This window comes from Mycobacterium sp. (assembly GCF_035633495.1).
Classification (GTDB): domain Bacteria; phylum Actinomycetota; class Actinomycetes; order Mycobacteriales; family Mycobacteriaceae; genus Mycobacterium.
This window is the reverse complement of record NZ_DASQEU010000047.1, coordinates 1-16,071: the sequence shown is the minus strand read 5'-3', so window position 1 is coordinate 16,071 and position 16,071 is coordinate 1. Positions and strand designations below refer to the sequence as shown.

The following is a 16,071-nucleotide window of genomic DNA, read 5'->3' as shown; positions in this document are numbered from 1 at the left end:
GATCGCATGGTGGACCGCCCGTCCTGAAGCGTCGGCGAGCGCTAGGAGATCGGGTCCGATCCAGCCGAGGGAGTCGAAGAGGTCGTCGGCCATCGACTGCCAACTGGCGATCGGCTGCCCGCCGTGCTGGCGGCTGTCAGCGCAGGCGGTGGCGATCTCCTGCGTAATCGCGGTCAGCGGCACATGGCCGGAGCTGCAGCGACAAGGGGGCCCTCTTGAGGCTGCCGGTAATAGCGGATATGCATGTCCGTTGTAACAGGGAACTCGGACCCCAGCTCAAAAGAGCCTTCGAGGCAAAAGCCAGACGCAACGTCGGCAAGCGTTGCGAGCATCCCGCCGTGGATGCTGCCCTCCGCAACCCCCCTTAAATTCTCGGTGAGCGGCACGGACAGAATCGCGACACCTTGCTCCTGCCGGACAACGCTGATCTGCATTTGCTCGTGGACGGGCGAGCGGCGGCGCAGGTCCTCAGTCGCTTCGAGCGGATCGCGGAACGTGTACGCCATAGCTCCGCACCACCTTTTATCGCGAGAGACTCGCATGCTATCGAGCGGGCAAGGCTGAGGGGGACCCGTTTGGTGGTCCAGTCGCTATGGGGCTTGGGGTTGGTGGGTCGTGGTCCACTGTAGGGCGAGTGGTCCACTGTGGGGCGAGCCCGGTTGGGGTGAGTTCGTCGTGGGCGGTGTCGGGCCTGTTGGCGTTGTAATCGCAGCGCCAGTCTTCGATGATCACGCGGGCTCCGAGTAGCGAATCGAAGCGCCACGAGTTGAGCAGTTCGTCGCGTAGCCGGCCGTTGAACGACTCGATCCAGGCGTTCTGCTACGGCGAGCAGGCGTTCCTCGGCATATCCGGCCACCCCGTTGGGCCACCAGTAACAGCAGGATGATGAAGAAATCCGGCCATTGCCCGACCGCACCCGACAACACGACCGCGATCTCGATCATCCACGGGATCGGACCCCAGAAGTAGCTCAGGAACTTCAACAGCGGATTGATCTTGTGCTCGGCGATCTCGTTGGGCCCGTAGTGCGCCAGCCGCGTCGCCGCCTCCGCCTGAGTGAGCCACAAATCCGTGTCGGCGTCGCCTGAAAGATGGCCGCGTGTCGACGGGCGAATTTCGACCCCCTTCGTCAGGCCACCGTCGTCCGTGCCGCGACCCAGGCGCATGCCCGGTTGCGGGCCGCCGACCGGTTCACGCGGGTTCGCTCGGGGAATAACCGATGCCAGGATGGAGCCCGGATCGCCCGGCAGTGGTGCGGATCGTCATTGACGCGCCATGGCGATGCGGAGACGCTCCTCGGGCGTGATGAGGTGGTCGGCATTCTCGGCGGCGTCGGCGATATCGATCTGCACCCATTTCACCTTGCCGTTGAACGAGCTGGCACCCGGTGCATAGTCGTCGCTGACCGAGGTGCCGGTGTCCTCGCCGAGGTCGGTGGTCTCGTCGGCGGAGAAGATCATCGGCACCGTCGCCTCCACACGACCGGTTCCCGCCTGCTCGCCGTCGACGAAGAGGGCGACATCGCCACCCTTGCCCAAGCCGCCGCCGTCGTAGGTGAACTCGACGCGAACCTGGTGCTCACCCGGCGCGACCGCACCGTCGGAATACGTCTTGAACTGCTCGAGGCCGAACATGTTGTAGCAGTAGGCCAACCTGCCCTCGTGCATGTACAACGACCAGCCGCCGTACTGGCCGCCCTGCGCTATGAGGGCGCCCGATCCGCCACCCTCGGGCACGACGATCTGGGCGGTCACGGCATGCGACTTGTTCTTGACGTTGATGACGGTGCCCTCCGACAACCGCTTCATGCCGCGGAACATGAGCTGGGAGTCGCCCTTGACGAGCACCGGCCGGCCGGCAATGTCGCTGTTGAAGCGCTCCACGCGCCGGTCGTCGAGCGGGAACACGTTGTACCTTGCCCCTTCGATCATGAACAGCCGTTGCAGCTCGGCCAGCTTCCCGGGATTCTCGGCCGCGAGGTCGCGGGCCTGGGTCCAGTCGTCGGGACCGTAGAGTTCCCACACGTCGTCCGCGATGGCGGGCATCTCACCAAGGACCCACGGAATGCTGTGCCGGGTCACGGCTGTCCAGCCCTGGTGGTAGATGCCGCGGTTGACGAACATCTCGAAGTACTGCGTCTCGCGGCCTTCGTCGGCGTCGCCGTCGTCGAACGAGTAGCGCATGCTGACGCCGTGCAGCGGCTGCTGGGTGGCGCCGTCGACCTCTTGCGGCTCGGGGATGCCGGCCGCGTCGAGCACCGTCGTGGCGATGTCGATCACGTGGTGGAAGTGCGTGCGTACCTCACCCTTGGCCGCGATGCCGGCGGGCCAGTGCACGATCGTCCCGTTCCGGGTGCCGCCCCAGTGCGATGCGATCTGCTTGGTCCACTGATAGGGGGTGTCCATCGCGTGCGCCCACCCGACGGCGTAGTGATTGAACGCCTTGGGTGTTCCGAAGTCGTCGATCCGCGCCGCCATGAACTCGGTCGTCTCGACGTCGGTCACACCGTTGAGCGTGAGCAGCTCGTTGAACGTCCCGGTCGGTGTGCCCTCGGCAGACGCGCCGTTGTCGCCGATGATGTAGTAGATCAGCGTGTTGTCGAGCACGCCCAGGTCGTCGACCGCGTCGACCAGCCGACCGAGGTGATGGTCGGTGTGGTCGAGGAACCCGGCGTAGACCTCCATCTGTCGTGACAACACCGGCTTGAGATCGTCCGGCATGTCGTCCCAGGCGGGGATCTCGGCGGGACGGGCGGTCAGCTCCGCGTCATCGGGGATGATCCCGAGCTCCTTTTGCCGGGCGAACGTTCGCTCCCGCTGGGCGTCCCAGCCGTCGTCGAATCGGCCCTTGTACTTGGCCGACCACTCCTCGGGGACGTGATGCGGCGCGTGCGTCGCGCCCGGCGCCCAGTAGACGAAGAACGGCTTGTCGGGCATCAGCGCCTTCTGCTGGCGGACCCACTCGATCGCGTGGTCGGTCATGTCCTCGGTGAAGTGGTAGCCCTCCTCGGGGGTGCGGTCGGGCTCGACCGGGACGGTGTCGTTGTAGATCGCCGGATAGTACTGGTTGGTCTCACCCCCGATGAAGCCGTAGAAGTGCTCGAACCCGCTGCCGGTCGGCCACTGCCGGAAGGGCCCCATCGGGCTGGTCTCCCACACCGGCACCTCATGACACTTACCGAACTGGGCGGTGGAATAGCCGTTGAGCTTGAGGACCTCGGCCAGTGGAGCCGCCGTGTTCGGTCGGATCGAGTTGTAGCCGGGCGCCGACGTCGCGAGTTCGGCGATTGCGCCCATCCCCACCGAGTGGTGATTGCGCCCGGTGAGGATCGCCTGGCGGGTGGGCGAACAGAGCGCCGTGGTGTGGAATCGGTTGTACTTCAGGCCCGCATCGGCCAGCCGCTCGGCGGTCGGTGTCTCGCAAGGCCCGCCGAAGGCCGTCGAGGCGCCGAAGCCGACGTCGTCGAGCAGGGCGATGATCACGTTCGGCGCGCCGGGCGGCGGGCGCAGCGGCTCAATCGGGGGAAAGTCCCGACCCGGATCGGTGGCGTCGTATTTGTATCCGACTGTTGGGGGACGGTCAGGGATCGGCAGGACGACACGGCTGGGGGCATCGGGGGTCATGAGTACCCAGAGTAGAAGTGCGCGGCGGGCGGGGCTTGGATTTCGGGCGACGCGTTACAGCCGCACAAATCCGTGTCGGCGTCGCCTGAAAGGTGACCCCACCGTACAGCTGTCAAACTTTCGGCTGCCGTTGACAATCCGGAGCGCATCTGACGCTCGATCGCCATGATCAAGCCCCTCATACCCGCTCCGCTCGCCGAGTAGACCGGCAGTTGGTTCGTCTATGACAATGGCGAGGGTGATTAATCGGCGATTGAAACGGTGCCAGATTGGGTAACCGGCCAGCGACCTGGTGATATCAAAATCCGGCTTCAGGACGATGCTGTTGTGGGGAGCTCATTGTGATAGAACCACTCGCCGACTTCCCGGACAACGTCGCGGCGTTCGCCTGCCACGGACATGTCACCAAAGCCGACTACGAGAGCGTGTTGATACCCGACCTCAACAAGAGGTTGGAAAGCCATGACAAGGTTCGGATCTACTACCAGACAGCTACGGACTTCCACGGGTTCGAGCCCGGGGCGATGTGGGACTGAGGCGGACCGGTTTGGTGGTTCAGTCGCTATGCGGCCTCGGGTTGGTGGGTCGTGGTCCACTGTAGGGCGAACTCGGTTGGGGTGAGTTCGTGATGGGCGGTGTGGGGCCTGTTGGTGTTGTAATCGAGGCGCCAGTCTTCGATGATCACGCGGGTTTCGAGTAGCGAATCGAAGCGCCACGAGTTGAGCAGTTCGTCGCGTAGCCGGCCGTTGAACGACTCGATCCAGGCGTTCTGCCACGGCGAGCCGCCCGCCTCGTCAGCGTTGCCCATCGAGAATCGCGAGGCCACACTACGGGCGCGTTCGACGAATAGATTGACTGCGGCGGAGTCGATGCCCGCACCGACGTCCAGCGAGGGCACCAGCCACAACTGCTCGTCTGCAACCCGCAGCCCTTCGCGGCTGGTGGCCAGAATCCTTACCGTCGCCGAGGCCGCGAGGATGGCTTCGACCAGATCGGCTGCCGCATCGCGCAGGTGCTCGCAGTTGTCGAAAACCAACAACCGGACTCTGTCCTCCAGAGCAGCGGCCACCGACTCGCTGACAGTCCCTGCTGGGCCTCGATGGCCGTTCGATGAGGTAACGCGGGCACGGAGCGGAGACACTACGGGAAATTAGTCAATTCCCAGTTGCGCGAGTGCATTCCAGCTGTCCCGGGCGACGTTGGGTAGACCAGGCTGTTCCTTCCCCGTTAATGCGGTACTGGTGTATTAGCAGCACAACGACGAATATGACAGTAAGGACGGTAGCTTCGGCGGCGCCCGAACAGCTCAAGGGTGGGGACATCGACGGCCACGCCGACCAGTACGCGCTGGCCGCCACCGCCTACCACCTGCTGACCGGTTCGCAGCTGTTCCCGAACTCCAATCCCGGGTTCCGAGGCGGACTTTCGAGACACCGCACCTCGCCGTTCTCCGGCCCCTGCACGTTACGATTCGCCCAAGGCGGGCTTTCAAGGTGGCACGAGTGTTTCGAGGACTTGCAGTCCGTAACCGCGAAGCCGGCTCCAACCTGGCGGATATGGGCCGGTCTGCAACGCACGAACCCCTGGGAGGGTTCGACTCCGAAGCCGTTTAGGCTTAGATTCCCCGGCGTCGGATCAAGCGTCCTCAACGGCTAAGGAGGCTTCAAGCGTCATCCCGGTGCGGGCACTCACGCCGAAGACGGCGGCGAGCGCGCCGGGCACACCGCTGGGGTCGCGGATCGGGGCCAGCTCCACCAGCCAGGCTCCCTCCCGGACATGGGGCAGCGCCCGGGCGCCCACCTGCAACGCCAGGTGGGACTTGCCTACCCCGCCCACCCCCGGTCAGCGTCACGGCCCGGGTTTCCTCCAGTGCGGCGAGGACGCGAGCGACCTCTCGCTTGCGGCCGATGAATGAGCTCACCTGCAACGGCAGGTTGCCCGGAAAGGCGTCCAGCGTGGCGCCGTTGCGTGCATCTGAATGATTCATCAGATGAGACCGGTTTGGCGCCCACATTCTTCACGAATCTGGTAGCTATTGTGCTGTGTCCGGATCCACTGGCGGCGCGCATAGGTTCCCGGAGTCGCCGTGGCGCGCCCGGTCGACGACAGTCGCTCACCGTGTCAAGACGAAGGCTTCCATCGGCTGCTCGCGTCCGCGCAGGGTCAGTGTGCGCCGCGGCGCGTACGCCACGAGCTCATCGGCGACTCCGCCCGCAACAATCAACTCCCCTCCGGCGGCGTCTTGTTGCATCCGCGCCGCGACGTTGACCGTGTCACCGAGGGCAGTGAAGTCCACCACCTCCGCGCCTACATTGCCCACGTAGGCCACGCCGGCATTCACGGCCACGCCCAGCTCGAGCCAAGGCCCATTGGCGCTGCCGTAGCCGACCGCGTGCAGCAGCTCCGTCCCCGCCTGAACCGCCTGCCGACGATACTGGGGGCCGCTGATTCCCTGGACGAAGAACGCCATCACTTCGTCACCGATGAGCTTGTCGATCACCGCTTCATGTCGCATCAGCGTGCGCGTCGCGGCGACGTAGAACCGGTTGAGCAACGCAGCGAAGTCGGCAGCGACGACCCGCTCGCCGAGCGCGGTGGAACCGCGAACGTCGGCGAAAAGGACCGCGATGTCGACCTCGGCTCCCCCTGGCGGAAGCGCATCGCAGCAGCGGGTGCATAGATTGGGGTTTTTGCGCGACGGCCTGAATCCCGCAGCCGCGAGAACGTGGCCGGCGAGGCCGCCGAACGGGTTATTGCACATCTTGCAGCGCGGGGCCGAGGGCAGATAGCGAAACACTCGCCGCGCTCTGACCAGAGGAGCGTGACCGTCCGTGAGCACCTTGCCCCACTGCTCCGACGAGGACTCTCTCCTTCGCCCAGTTGGGGCGACTTTGCGATCGTTCATGTCGCCTTCGCTCCGTCAGACGTGCTTCATGGTCGCGCGGCCGCATCGACCGGCAGGCCCGTCAGACCCCGATCGATGGCCGCGAGACTCGCCTGCGTGCGGTTGTTGACGCCCAGCTTGGCGTACACGCGCTCGACGTGATTGCCCGCCGTCTTCTCTGCGATGTACAGCTCGGCGGCGATTTCACGGTTCGACCGGCCCTGCGCGATTAACCGCAGGACCTCGACCTCCCGGTTGGTGAGCCCCGCCGGCCAGGGCGCCCGCCGCGATGCCCGATGCCCCGCCGCCGCCAACACGGCCTCCACCGACTCGGCGTCGAGACGTCCGGCGCGCGCCTCGCGGCGCACCTGATCAGCAGCGCCGCGAGGATCCAACGCCGGCCGATGCGGACGCGGCTCGAGCAGTCCGCGATAAGCCACCGCGGCGGCGAGCAGCCGGTCCTGCGGGGTCAACTCGGCGCCGGCGATCCCTCGGGGAAAGCCGGACCCGTCAATCCGTTCCCGGTGCTTGGTCGCCAGAGACACCACCGATTCCAAGCCATTGACCCGGCTCAGTATCCGGCCGCTCAGATACGGATACATCTGAACCCGTTCCCATTCAGCCGTGGTGAGCGGCCCCTTCTTCTCCCAGATCTGGTTGGACACCCCCATTCTCCCGAGGCCGTGCACGAGGCCCGCACGGTAGAGACGCGTGATGTCGGCCGGCGACATACCCAGGTGTCGTGCCGCCCCGGCCGCCAGATCAGCGACGCCACGTGAATGCCCAAAGGTGAACGGGCATTTGAGATCCACGAAATCGGCCATTGCCCTGAGTAACTCGTCGAGCTCGTCGCCGTCAAGGATTTGGTCACGATCCGGCGCTTGCGCCAACGCCGCCGTCCAGACATCCATGTCGAGCAACCCGTCCACGATCGCGGCCGCGTCACTCTCGAAGACCTCCACCACGGCTGGGCTGAACTGAGTGCCACGCCGGGTACGGAGAACCTCGACCGCGTGCTCGACCCCACCCGCCCGCAGGTGAACCTCGACGACGTCTGCCACATGAACGATGTGGATCTCGACCGGAATAGCCTCTCCGCGAGCACCGTTCGGCAGTCCCTGCCCGTCCCAGCGCTCGAAGACGTAGCCCAGCGCCTCCCCGACCCGATTGTCCAAGCCCATCCGATCGGAAAGAACCCCGGCGGAACTGCAATGCGAATGGATCAGCCTAGCGACCTGACCACGAGCCGTGAGCAGAAAGGCAGCCGAACGGATACCGCGTTCCCAGCCCGGCAATCCCCGTCCCGTGTGGCTCATCATCAACCGCAGAAACGGCAGCCCGGCCATGTCCACCGCGTAAGTGTCGGCCCGCCAGGCGATGTCGTCGCCGAAGAGCTCCCAGAGCTCGTGGGAGTCGGCGTGACAACCAATCCACCCCACCAGATTGGCGTAGTACACCGTCGCCCGTTGCTGTGCGTCCAGGCCCATGCGTTCGGCGATGCGACTCGCAATCAGCGACGACCGAAGCATGTGTTCCATCGGCTGACCCAGACCCAGGTCGATCGCCAGCGATACCGCGGCCAGCAACTCGGCCCTGCGCGGACCTCGTCGTAAGCCGTCCGGCGTCGCGTTCGGGTGCACCTCGCCATTCTCCACCTGGACTCGACGGTGTCTGCTCGAAAGCACGGATGTCACTGGACGTCCCCGGTGGTCAGGTCCATGGTGTAGCAGACCGCGGTTCCGTCGAGCACGACCGTTCCGTCTTCACGGGTCACGCTTGTCTTGAGTTCGGTGATCGGTTTGTCGGTGCGCGTCGAGGTGACTTCGACGCGGCCGGTGATCGTGTCCCCGGGGCGTACAGGGGCTTTGAACGCCCAACTCACTTCCAGGAACACCGTGCCCGGTCCCGGCAGTTCCTCTGCCACGACGGCGTTGAGGATCGCGCTGGTGATGCCACCCTGGACGACGATCTCCCCGAACCGGGACGCCTTGGCCGCGGCTTCGTCGTAGTGCAGGGGATTCCGGTCACCGCTGATCTTGGTGAACAGAGCGATGTCGTTGTCATCGACGGTGCGCGAGAGCTCCGCGGTCTGACCGACGAACGGGGTTGTGCGCGTTGAATTCCTGGTCATGACTTTCCTCCTTGGGATGTGGGTGGTGCTTAGGGGCGCGCAGGGCCGACATCGCCACGGCGCCGATCAGGGGGCCGGGCGCCAGTAGCAGGAATGCGTAGTGCCAACCGATCAGGTCGGCGACGAGCGGGACGAGTTGGATCGTGACGACGGTCAACAGGAAGCCGATGGCGGTCTGCGCGGTGAGTACGGTGCCGACGAATCGCGGGTCCGTCGTCTCGCTGAGAGAGGTGGAGAAGACGCCCGAGTCGGCGATGACGGCGGCACCCCATACCAACAGAAAGACGATGAGAACGGCCGTCGGGGCGGCGAAGAAGACCGGTGATGCCGCGCAGCACGCTCCGCTGATCACCAGCGCCGCCACCGCCGCAGGAGGGCGACCGAAGCGGTCTGATGCCCACCCGCCCAGAAGGCATCCGGCCGTACCGGCGACTCCGATCGCGACGAACACGATCAGTCCGGTCGACGACGCGGCCGCGTCGCCCCGTTCTGCCCTGCCGGCAGCGACGAACATCGCCAGCCAGGTCCACATAGCGTAGAGCTCCCACATGTGCCCGAAGTAGCCGAGGCTTACCAGCCTCGGTCCGCGCTGAGCAAAGATCGCGATCGCGTAGCCGGGATTAGGGGTGATCGCCCGGATGTCCAGATGCGGACCCGGGGTGATCAGAGTCAGCGCGACGACCGCTGCGGCTGCGGTCAACGCCGCGGCCGCCAGCATCACACTTCTCCAGGGCAACGGTCCGAAACCACTGATGAGATGCGGCAGTGCGGAGCCAAGGGTGAGGGCTCCCAGCAGAACCCCGAACGTTCGGCCTCGGTCGGTGGATTGCGACCACGAAGCCATGAGCTTCATCCCCACCGGATACACGCCGGCGAGGAACATCCCGGTGAGGAATCTCAACGGGATCGCCGCAGCGAGACTGTTGACGAACAAGGCCAGTGCCGCCGTGCACGTTGCGGCGCACAGCGCGCTGGCAGCGAGCAATTGCTGCGGTGGGGTGCGGTCGGCGAGGTTGAACACTGCCGAGGTGACCGCCCCGGCGACGAACCCGATTTGCACCGAGGCGGTCAGCCACACCGAGGCCGTCGATCCGATGCCCCATTCCGCGCGCAGGCTGGGCACGACCGCGGTCGCCGAAAACCAGACACTCAGGCCCAACACCTCGACAAGCGCGACGAGCGCGCGCTGTCGGTTCGTTCGGGACAGAATCATCGACGACACCCGCTCATGCCGCTGGCATTTCGTCGAGCTCGAGCAACGCGTCGACTTCGGGCCGCATGGCCTGGCTCAGCTCTCGAAGATGCGCGCGCAGCTCTACCAGGTCCCAGTGGTAGCTCGCGATGCGCTCGGTGATGTCGAACAAGGGCTCAGAGAGTCGGTCACGCGTGCGTTCGTAGTCTCTGATGGCATCGAGCCGGGCCTGCCGGCCGCGAGGTGCTTCGAGAACCGCGCGGGCGAGCAGCTCCGCGTCGCGCAGCGCGTCAGTGATGCCGTGCGCGGTGATGGGGTCCTTGAAATAGGCAGCGTCGCCGACCAGCGCCCAGCCGGGGCCCGCGGAGGCGCGGATCCAGCCGCCCTGGCCGGGGTAGGCGCGCAGCGTGCCGACGGGTGGTGCGGCGCCGATCGAGGAGGCCACCTGCGGGGTGGCCTCGGCGAGCAGCGACCGGAAGGTGGCGTCGAGGCCCACGGACCGTTGTTGGGCGAACCTGGTGCTCGCGGTGCCCGCCCACACGCACGCCAGCCCGTCGCCGGTCGGAACCACGCCTGCGGTAACCCCCGGGCGATATGCCCAGTGGTAGCGATCGTGCGGGAGTCCGGGAAAGTAGCCGTAGACGATCGCACCGGACGCGCTGCCTCGGCGTCGATACGGGGCGTCGACGGCTTGCGCGATCGTCGAATTCCGTCCGTCGGCGCCGATGACCAGCGGTGCGGTGGCACGGAAACGAGTACCGGCGCCACGCTCGATCGCCTCGACGCCGTACACCGTGCCGCCATCGGTAAGCACACGCACCACGCGGGCCGGCATGCGAACCTCGGCACCTGCATCGCGGGCCGCCTCGAGTAGCAGGGGGTCGAGGACGGTTCGCCGCGGGGCGCGCAACGCGGAGATGCCGCCGCCCGGGCGGATATCGACCGTCTCGATCTCGTCACCGTAGGCGAACTCGGTCGAACGGATGGCTGGCGTGCCCGCGGCGACTACCCCGTCGAGCAGGCCCCAGCGGTGCAGCTGCAGCACGGCGCCGCGCATGAGCGCATGCGTGGACAGGGTGTCGGTGCCCGGTCGGGCCGCTTCGATGACAAGCACGCGCAAGCCGCCTCGGGCCAGCAGCATCGCGGTCGCCGCGCCGGCACATCTGCCGCCGACGACGATCGCGTCGTAGTGGTGGTCCATCGGATGCTCCTTTAGTTGGCGTCGAGGTGGTGGGCGAGGTGGTCGCTGAGGTCTGCGGCGTCGGCGGCTGCACCGTCGATGAAGCTCGATTTGCGACGCCGCAGGAACGGCATGCCCATGAGGTACAGGCCCGGGCTCATGGTCACGCCACCGTCATGGCGGATGTCGCCCTTGCGGTCGAACACCGGGACGTCGAGCCAGGACAGATCCGGGCGGAACCCGGTGGCCCACAGGATCGTCCTGATTTCGCCGGAACGTAGGCCTATGGTCAACGGCGCGGAATCGGGAACGGCCGTGGGCGCGAACCGTCGCGGCGGATCACTGATGTCCAAGCCTGTTTCGGTTGCCCACGCGTCGATGGTGTCGAGCAGCCGTCCGAGTTTCAGGTCGGCCAACGCGAACATGTTCGGCAACGAGCCGGAGAAATGCGCGATCCCGTCTCGGATGCCGGCAAACCGCCCGACCAGCCGTACCCCGAGCTCACGCAGCGAGTTGAGGTCGAGGGTGACTCGATCGGGTGAACCGACCAGCTGCATCGACGGTAGGTGGCGAGCCCGGGCAAGGTCAGGAATATGGTCGTAGCGCTCGTCGAGCAACCCTGCTGCGTCCATCCACCACAGGATGTCCTTGCCGCGATAGGTGCGCGGCATCCGCACATGCTCCCCGACGGCCAGCGTGACCGGCCGGCCGGAACGGTGCAACTCCGCGGCGATCTGGATCCCGCTGGCCGAGGCGCCCACCACGAGGACCCCGCCGTCGGGAAGCTCGCCCGGGTTGCGGTACTCCGCCGGCGTGAGCGTGGTGATCCCGGCGGGCACGCCGGCTTGCAGCGCGGGCACCTTGGCAACGGTGCTGGCGCCAGGGGCGAGCACGACCGACCGGGCGAGCCAGGAGCCCTGGTCGGTCCGCACCACGTACCCACGCTCGGTCTGCCGCACCGACGTCACGGTGGTGTTGGCCCGCACCGGCGCCGCGGTCTCCTTCGCGTACCCCGCGATGAGCTCCACGACGTCGGATACGGCTAGGTAGCCGTCGGGGTCGTTGCCGCGGTAGGCGTAACCCGGTAGCCGGGTCATCCAATTGGGGGTGAGCAACCGCAGCGAGTCCCACCGCTGGGTGCGCCAGGAGTGCGCCACCTCGCCACGTTCCAGGACGATGTGATCAATGGAACGGTCGGCGAGGCGGCGGCTCATGGCCAGTCCGCTGTGACCGGCGCCCACCACGACGGTGGTTGTCTTCAGCATGATTGGCCTTCTGCCGCATCGCCTGGTGAGGACACGTCGACGGTGACGGGGGTGGGGTTGGTGAGGATGTCGTAGACCGCCGAGCGCTTCTGCGATTGCGCGACCAGGGCCTTGATCTGCTCCGGGGTTGCGTCGGCGTCGATCTTGTAGCTCACCCGGACACCGTTGAAGCCGTTGCGGACCTCGGGGTCGGCACCCAGGATTCCGTGCAGGTCGTGCTCGGCCTCGACGGTTGCCTGCACCGAGTGCAGCTGGATCTTGCGCTGCTGGGCGATAGACGCGATGCCGGCGGTAAGGCAGCCGCCGAGGGCAACCAACACGTACTCGACCGGGGTGATGCCGTTGTCCTGCGCGGCGAATGCGAGTGGATGGTCGACGTCATAGGTAAACGTCGTCCTGTGGTGCTGCGGCTCGCCGAACCCGTAGAAGGTGTCCACGGTCGAGCGGCTGTGGGTGCCGCTGACCCAGGAAACCGTTGCCCGCCATTGGAACTGCGCGATTTCGGGGGTGTCGGCCAAGGCTTCACGGACGCCGAGAAGAGCCTCGACGTTGACGCCGTTGTCGACCGGGGTGTGCATTGTGGTCATGAATCTCTCCATTCTCTGGTGATCGGTTCCGTCTGGAGCCGTTCAGGGTTTCCGTTGTGAACCAACGGAATTCATCTGCGACCCGTTCTGCACCGCGTGGTGCTTGGACGGATCGAAGCTCTCGAAGGCCGCGTTCGCCAGTGCGAACAGCCCGCGTTGGGGAAGCCAGAAGTCGCCGAGGCGCACCTGCCGATGCAGTGGATGCGGGGAGCCGAGATCGACACCGCGCAGCATCGCGCTGCTGCTCGACACCGTCCAGATCAGCCAGGGCGCCGTGGTGAACCGCTGACCGTTGGGAGTTTGTCCGGCCATTCCCATGCGCCCTGCCTGCAGCATCGGCCCAGCGGCCCGGGCCATCATCCTCCGGAACGACTCGCTGCGCCCGGCGGCCGCCGGCAGTCGGCGTCCCAGCGCCGACATCAACAATGTGGCGGGCGTACTTGCCAGTTCGATTCGCCATTCGAGCAGGTCCGGCACGGTCACCCGCAACGAGTGTGGGCCGTCCCAACTGGTTTCGACGTTCGTGTACAAAGTCCGAGCGGAATCCGATGCGAAGTACCGTGCACAACTTTGCTCCGGTACAGCATCGGCGATAAAGGTCCACTGTCCGTCCGGCGCGCGATGCCAGACATTTCGATAACCGGGGCCGATCGACGTCGCGGCCATGTTCCGCAAGGCCAGGTAGTGCCCGCTGGCGAACGGCAGGCCTATCACACCGTAGCCGGTGAACCGCTCGTCGGTACCGGGCCAAAGGATGGGGTTGCGCTGCAGTTCGAGCGCCGCATCACGTGGGTTCTTGAAAATGGTCATGCCGAAATGATCGACTTCACGGCCCGATCAACGCATGAGGCATCCACCCCATCTTTCGCAATCACTCCGGCAGCCCACGCAGCCACCCCGCCTCACCCACGATGGTCATCGCCGTACCGAGGGAATATGTGGGATTCGAATGTGCGGGGTGACCAGCAAAGTGCTGCGTTCTTCGTCAGATGGATCAAATCTGTTCTCGGCCCTGGCTGCCGGATGGTGCATCGATCACTCGAAAGATATTGTCTGCGTGGCACTTCAGGCACTCGCGAGGGAGCGCCGCCATCAATGCTTTTTCACGCAGATTCATCCCGCCTCTATGTCTGGTCGGCCTATCAGCCCACGGACCTGGCGAAGCCGCTACTGTCTCGCAGGCTGGCCGCATAAACCTCTGCCGGTCGGCGGTGTCGGAGGTGGTCATGGTGGGCTGTTCCTTCCCCGTTAGAGCGGCAATGGTGTATTAACCGCACAACGACGAACCTCACCGTAAGGACCCGTAAGGACGGTGGCTTACGGGCGATTGGCAGTGCGCCTGGCCCATCTCAATGTGGTCGCGTCCGCGCAACTGTCTATCGGGTGTTGTCAGAGCAGACCGATTGATTCCACTGCGGCAATCAGCGGTGGAATGCCCGCTGGGCCGTCAAAAGCCCAGCGGGACCGCGAGTCCACTCAGCTGCTGCCGGTGGTGGCGTCCTGCAGCTTAGCCATCACCTGATCCATGCTGAAGCTGGCCGACTTCTGTCGCTGAGGGAACTCGATCAACGTCTTGAGCATATCGGCGACATAAGCCTGCGCCGGAACAAAGAGGAAGATGTGGTCGAGCATCCAGTCGTAATAGGTGTTCGACGTCTGGTCGGCCTTCTCGTATGGGTCGGTCCGCAGGTTGAACAGTTTGGGCACCCTCAGTTCGATGTACGGCTCGGCCCAGATTTGCAGGGTGCCGGTGCATCGTTGTTCGAGGAAGACGAACTTCCAGTTGTCATACCGCAGGGCGGTTAGGTCGCCGTCGTCGGAGCAGTAGAAGAAATGCTGTCGCGGGCTCGCGTCGGTGGCCCCGGTGATGTAGTCCAGCTGGTTGTGCCCGTCAAGGTGCACCTTGTATGTCGTGCCGCCGAGGTCCGCACCCGTCAACAGCTGTTCAGCGATGTCGGGCACGCCCGCCGCCGCCAGCAGCGTCACGAACCAGTCGTTGTGACTGACGATCCCGGTCAAGGCCGAGCCTGCCGGGATATGTCCAGGCCAGCGGACCATCGCGGGAACGCGGTACGCGCCCTCCCAGTTGGAGTTCTTCTCGTTACGGAAGGGCGTCATGCCGGCGTCGGGCCAGGAGTTCATGTGCGGGCCGTTGTCGGTGGAGTACATCACGATGGTGTTGTCGGCGATGCCGAGCTCGTCGAGGGTGCCCAACAGGCTACCCACCAGGTCATCGTGATCCAGCATCGTGTCGTGATACTCGGACTGCCAACGTCCGGACCGTCCGATGCTCTCCGGCTTGGGGTGGGTGCGGAAATGCATGTGGGTGGCGTTAAACCAGACGAAGAACGGGGTGTCGGATTCGTGCTGACGCTTGATGAAGTCGACTGCGGCGTCATGGAACTCGTCGTCGACGGTTTCCATCCGCTTCTTATTCAGCGGGCCGGTGTCCTCGATGCGCTGGGTGCCGTCGCCGTTGGCGTACGTGTGTAGGACACCGCGAGGACCGAACTTCTTGCGGAACTCCGGGTCCTTCGGGTAGTCGGGGAGCTCAGGTTCCTCTTCGGCGTTGAGGTGATAGAGGTTGCCAAAGAACTCATCGAAGCCGTGCATCGTCGGCAGATGCTCATCACGGTCGCCGAGGTGGTTCTTGCCGAACTGGCCGGTGGCATAGCCTTGCGCTTTGAGTGCGGTGGCGATGGTCGGGTCCTCGGCCTGCAGACCCAAGGGGGCACCGGGTAGCCCAACCTTGGTCAGCCCAGTGCGGTACGGATTCTGGCCGGTGATGAAGGCGGCCCGGCCCGCGGTGCAGCTCTGCTCTCCGTAGTAGTCGGTGAACAGCGCGCCCTCTGCGGCGATGCGGTCGATGTTGGGAGTTCGGTAGCCCATCACACCGTTGCTATAGCAACTGAGGTTGCTTTGGCCGATGTCATCGCCCCATATGATCAGGATGTTCGGCTTGTCACTCACAGGTCACGCCTCCTCGTCAGGACGCCCCTCTGCCGGACGCCGCTGAAGCGAGGCTAGACTCCGTTTCTAATAGAACCGTCAATAGTCACGGGAATAGCGTCCACGGCCCGGACAACGAACCTGACGCGAAGATTCCCGTGAGCTGGCTCTGGAGATGAGTGGCCCAGTTCAGGACGCCTGGTCGAGGGTGACGTGGTAGCCCATGGCTTCGAGTTGACGGATGGCTTTGGTGCGCGCCT

At 65.4% G+C, this 16,071-nt stretch carries 14 protein-coding genes and 4 pseudogenes; 2 read left to right on the top strand and 16 right to left on the bottom strand.

Features of this window, described 5'->3' with window-relative positions; translation table 11 throughout:
• From VET27_RS07395 to VET27_RS07375, 5 genes and pseudogenes are all read right to left on the bottom strand, one after another.
• Positions 1 to 183 (bottom strand): hypothetical protein (locus VET27_RS07395; protein ID WP_526516601.1); only part of this gene is annotated, 183 nt, incomplete at its 3' end.
• On the bottom strand, positions 174 to 506 hold the full coding sequence (locus VET27_RS07390) for a PaaI family thioesterase (protein WP_526516599.1): 333 nt from the start codon (positions 504 to 506) through the stop codon (positions 174 to 176). The genes VET27_RS07390 and VET27_RS07395, both read right to left, overlap by 10 nt.
• An 84-nt stretch (positions 507 to 590) precedes the next feature.
• A pseudogene (locus VET27_RS07385) lies at positions 591 to 819 on the bottom strand (integrase core domain-containing protein); the annotation flags it as partial.
• Positions 729 to 1,166 (bottom strand): cation-transporting P-type ATPase, encoded by a 438-nt coding sequence (locus tag VET27_RS07380; RefSeq protein WP_526516597.1) that lies wholly within the window; start codon positions 1,164 to 1,166, stop codon positions 729 to 731. The pseudogene VET27_RS07385 and the gene VET27_RS07380, both read right to left, overlap by 91 nt.
• A 96-nt stretch (positions 1,167 to 1,262) precedes the next feature.
• A complete protein-coding gene (locus tag VET27_RS07375) occupies positions 1,263 to 3,623 on the bottom strand; it encodes an arylsulfatase (RefSeq protein WP_526516595.1) in 2,361 nt (786 codons plus the stop codon).
• A 341-nt stretch (positions 3,624 to 3,964) separates the two neighbouring features.
• Between VET27_RS07375 and VET27_RS07370 the strand changes: the two genes are divergently transcribed.
• Entirely contained in the window at positions 3,965 to 4,159 is a 195-nt protein-coding gene (locus VET27_RS07370) for an STAS/SEC14 domain-containing protein (RefSeq protein ID WP_526516593.1), read from the top strand.
• A gap of 26 nt (positions 4,160 to 4,185) precedes the next feature.
• On the opposite strand, the pseudogene VET27_RS07365 reads toward VET27_RS07370, so the two are convergent.
• Together VET27_RS07365 and VET27_RS07360 are read right to left on the bottom strand one after the other, a co-directional pair.
• A pseudogene (locus VET27_RS07365) lies at positions 4,186 to 4,407 on the bottom strand (integrase core domain-containing protein); the annotation flags it as partial.
• Between the two features lie 3 nt (positions 4,408 to 4,410).
• A pseudogene (locus VET27_RS07360) lies at positions 4,411 to 4,707 on the bottom strand (ATP-binding protein); the annotation flags it as partial.
• A 170-nt stretch (positions 4,708 to 4,877) separates the two neighbouring features.
• Here VET27_RS07360 and VET27_RS07355 point away from each other — a divergent pair.
• A pseudogene (locus VET27_RS07355) lies at positions 4,878 to 5,030 on the top strand (serine/threonine protein kinase); the annotation flags it as partial.
• A 706-nt stretch (positions 5,031 to 5,736) separates the two neighbouring features.
• On the opposite strand, the gene VET27_RS07350 reads toward VET27_RS07355, so the two are convergent.
• From VET27_RS07350 to VET27_RS07310, 9 genes are all read right to left on the bottom strand, one after another.
• Entirely contained in the window at positions 5,737 to 6,528 is a 792-nt protein-coding gene (locus VET27_RS07350) for an adenylate/guanylate cyclase domain-containing protein (RefSeq protein ID WP_526516591.1), read from the bottom strand.
• A gap of 26 nt (positions 6,529 to 6,554) precedes the next feature.
• Entirely contained in the window at positions 6,555 to 8,045 is a 1,491-nt protein-coding gene (locus VET27_RS07345; protein ID WP_526516603.1) for an HD domain-containing phosphohydrolase, read from the bottom strand.
• 152 nt (positions 8,046 to 8,197) lie between these two features.
• Positions 8,198 to 8,638 carry a MaoC family dehydratase gene (locus VET27_RS07340; RefSeq protein ID WP_526516589.1) on the bottom strand — a complete coding sequence of 147 codons (441 nt, stop codon included), beginning with the start codon at positions 8,636 to 8,638 and terminating at the stop codon, positions 8,198 to 8,200.
• Positions 8,568 to 9,851 carry an MFS transporter gene (locus tag VET27_RS07335; protein ID WP_526516587.1) on the bottom strand — a complete coding sequence of 428 codons (1,284 nt, stop codon included), beginning with the start codon at positions 9,849 to 9,851 and terminating at the stop codon, positions 8,568 to 8,570. Before VET27_RS07335 ends, VET27_RS07340 begins: the two co-directional genes overlap by 71 nt.
• Before the next feature lie 13 nt (positions 9,852 to 9,864).
• Positions 9,865 to 11,031: an NAD(P)/FAD-dependent oxidoreductase gene (locus VET27_RS07330; RefSeq protein ID WP_526516585.1), complete on the bottom strand. Its 1,167-nt coding sequence runs from the start codon at positions 11,029 to 11,031 to the stop codon at positions 9,865 to 9,867.
• A gap of 11 nt (positions 11,032 to 11,042) precedes the next feature.
• Entirely contained in the window at positions 11,043 to 12,275 is a 1,233-nt protein-coding gene (locus VET27_RS07325; RefSeq protein ID WP_526516583.1) for an NAD(P)-binding domain-containing protein, read from the bottom strand.
• Complete coding sequence (locus VET27_RS07320; protein ID WP_526516581.1) at positions 12,269 to 12,862, bottom strand: OsmC family protein; 594 nt, start codon at positions 12,860 to 12,862, stop codon at positions 12,269 to 12,271. Before VET27_RS07320 ends, VET27_RS07325 begins: the two co-directional genes overlap by 7 nt.
• Positions 12,863 to 12,904: 42 nt before the next feature.
• Positions 12,905 to 13,672: a hypothetical protein gene (locus VET27_RS07315; protein ID WP_526516579.1), complete on the bottom strand. Its 768-nt coding sequence runs from the start codon at positions 13,670 to 13,672 to the stop codon at positions 12,905 to 12,907.
• A gap of 666 nt (positions 13,673 to 14,338) precedes the next feature.
• Entirely contained in the window at positions 14,339 to 15,832 is a 1,494-nt protein-coding gene (locus VET27_RS07310; protein WP_526516577.1) for an arylsulfatase, read from the bottom strand.
• Positions 15,833 to 16,071: the final 239 nt, after the last annotated feature.

Excerpts from the sequence above, each read along its gene's own strand:
- VET27_RS07330 (WP_526516585.1), bottom strand. The coding sequence starts at position 11,031 with ATGGACCACCACTACGACGCGATCGTCGTCGGCGGCAGATGTGCCGGC.
- VET27_RS07380 (WP_526516597.1), bottom strand. The coding sequence starts at position 1,166 with ATGCGCCTGGGTCGCGGCACGGACGACGGTGGCCTGACGAAGGGGGTC.
- VET27_RS07315 (WP_526516579.1), bottom strand. The coding sequence starts at position 13,672 with ATGACCATTTTCAAGAACCCACGTGATGCGGCGCTCGAACTGCAGCGC.
- VET27_RS07345 (WP_526516603.1), bottom strand. The coding sequence starts at position 8,045 with ATGGAACACATGCTTCGGTCGTCGCTGATTGCGAGTCGCATCGCCGAA.
- VET27_RS07390 (WP_526516599.1), bottom strand. The coding sequence starts at position 506 with ATGGCGTACACGTTCCGCGATCCGCTCGAAGCGACTGAGGACCTGCGC.
- VET27_RS07340 (WP_526516589.1), bottom strand. The coding sequence starts at position 8,638 with ATGACCAGGAATTCAACGCGCACAACCCCGTTCGTCGGTCAGACCGCG.
- VET27_RS07325 (WP_526516583.1), bottom strand. The coding sequence starts at position 12,275 with ATGCTGAAGACAACCACCGTCGTGGTGGGCGCCGGTCACAGCGGACTG.
- VET27_RS07350 (WP_526516591.1), bottom strand. The coding sequence starts at position 6,528 with ATGAACGATCGCAAAGTCGCCCCAACTGGGCGAAGGAGAGAGTCCTCG.
- VET27_RS07320 (WP_526516581.1), bottom strand. The coding sequence starts at position 12,862 with ATGACCACAATGCACACCCCGGTCGACAACGGCGTCAACGTCGAGGCT.
- VET27_RS07375 (WP_526516595.1), bottom strand. The coding sequence starts at position 3,623 with ATGACCCCCGATGCCCCCAGCCGTGTCGTCCTGCCGATCCCTGACCGT.
- VET27_RS07335 (WP_526516587.1), bottom strand. The coding sequence starts at position 9,851 with ATGATTCTGTCCCGAACGAACCGACAGCGCGCGCTCGTCGCGCTTGTC.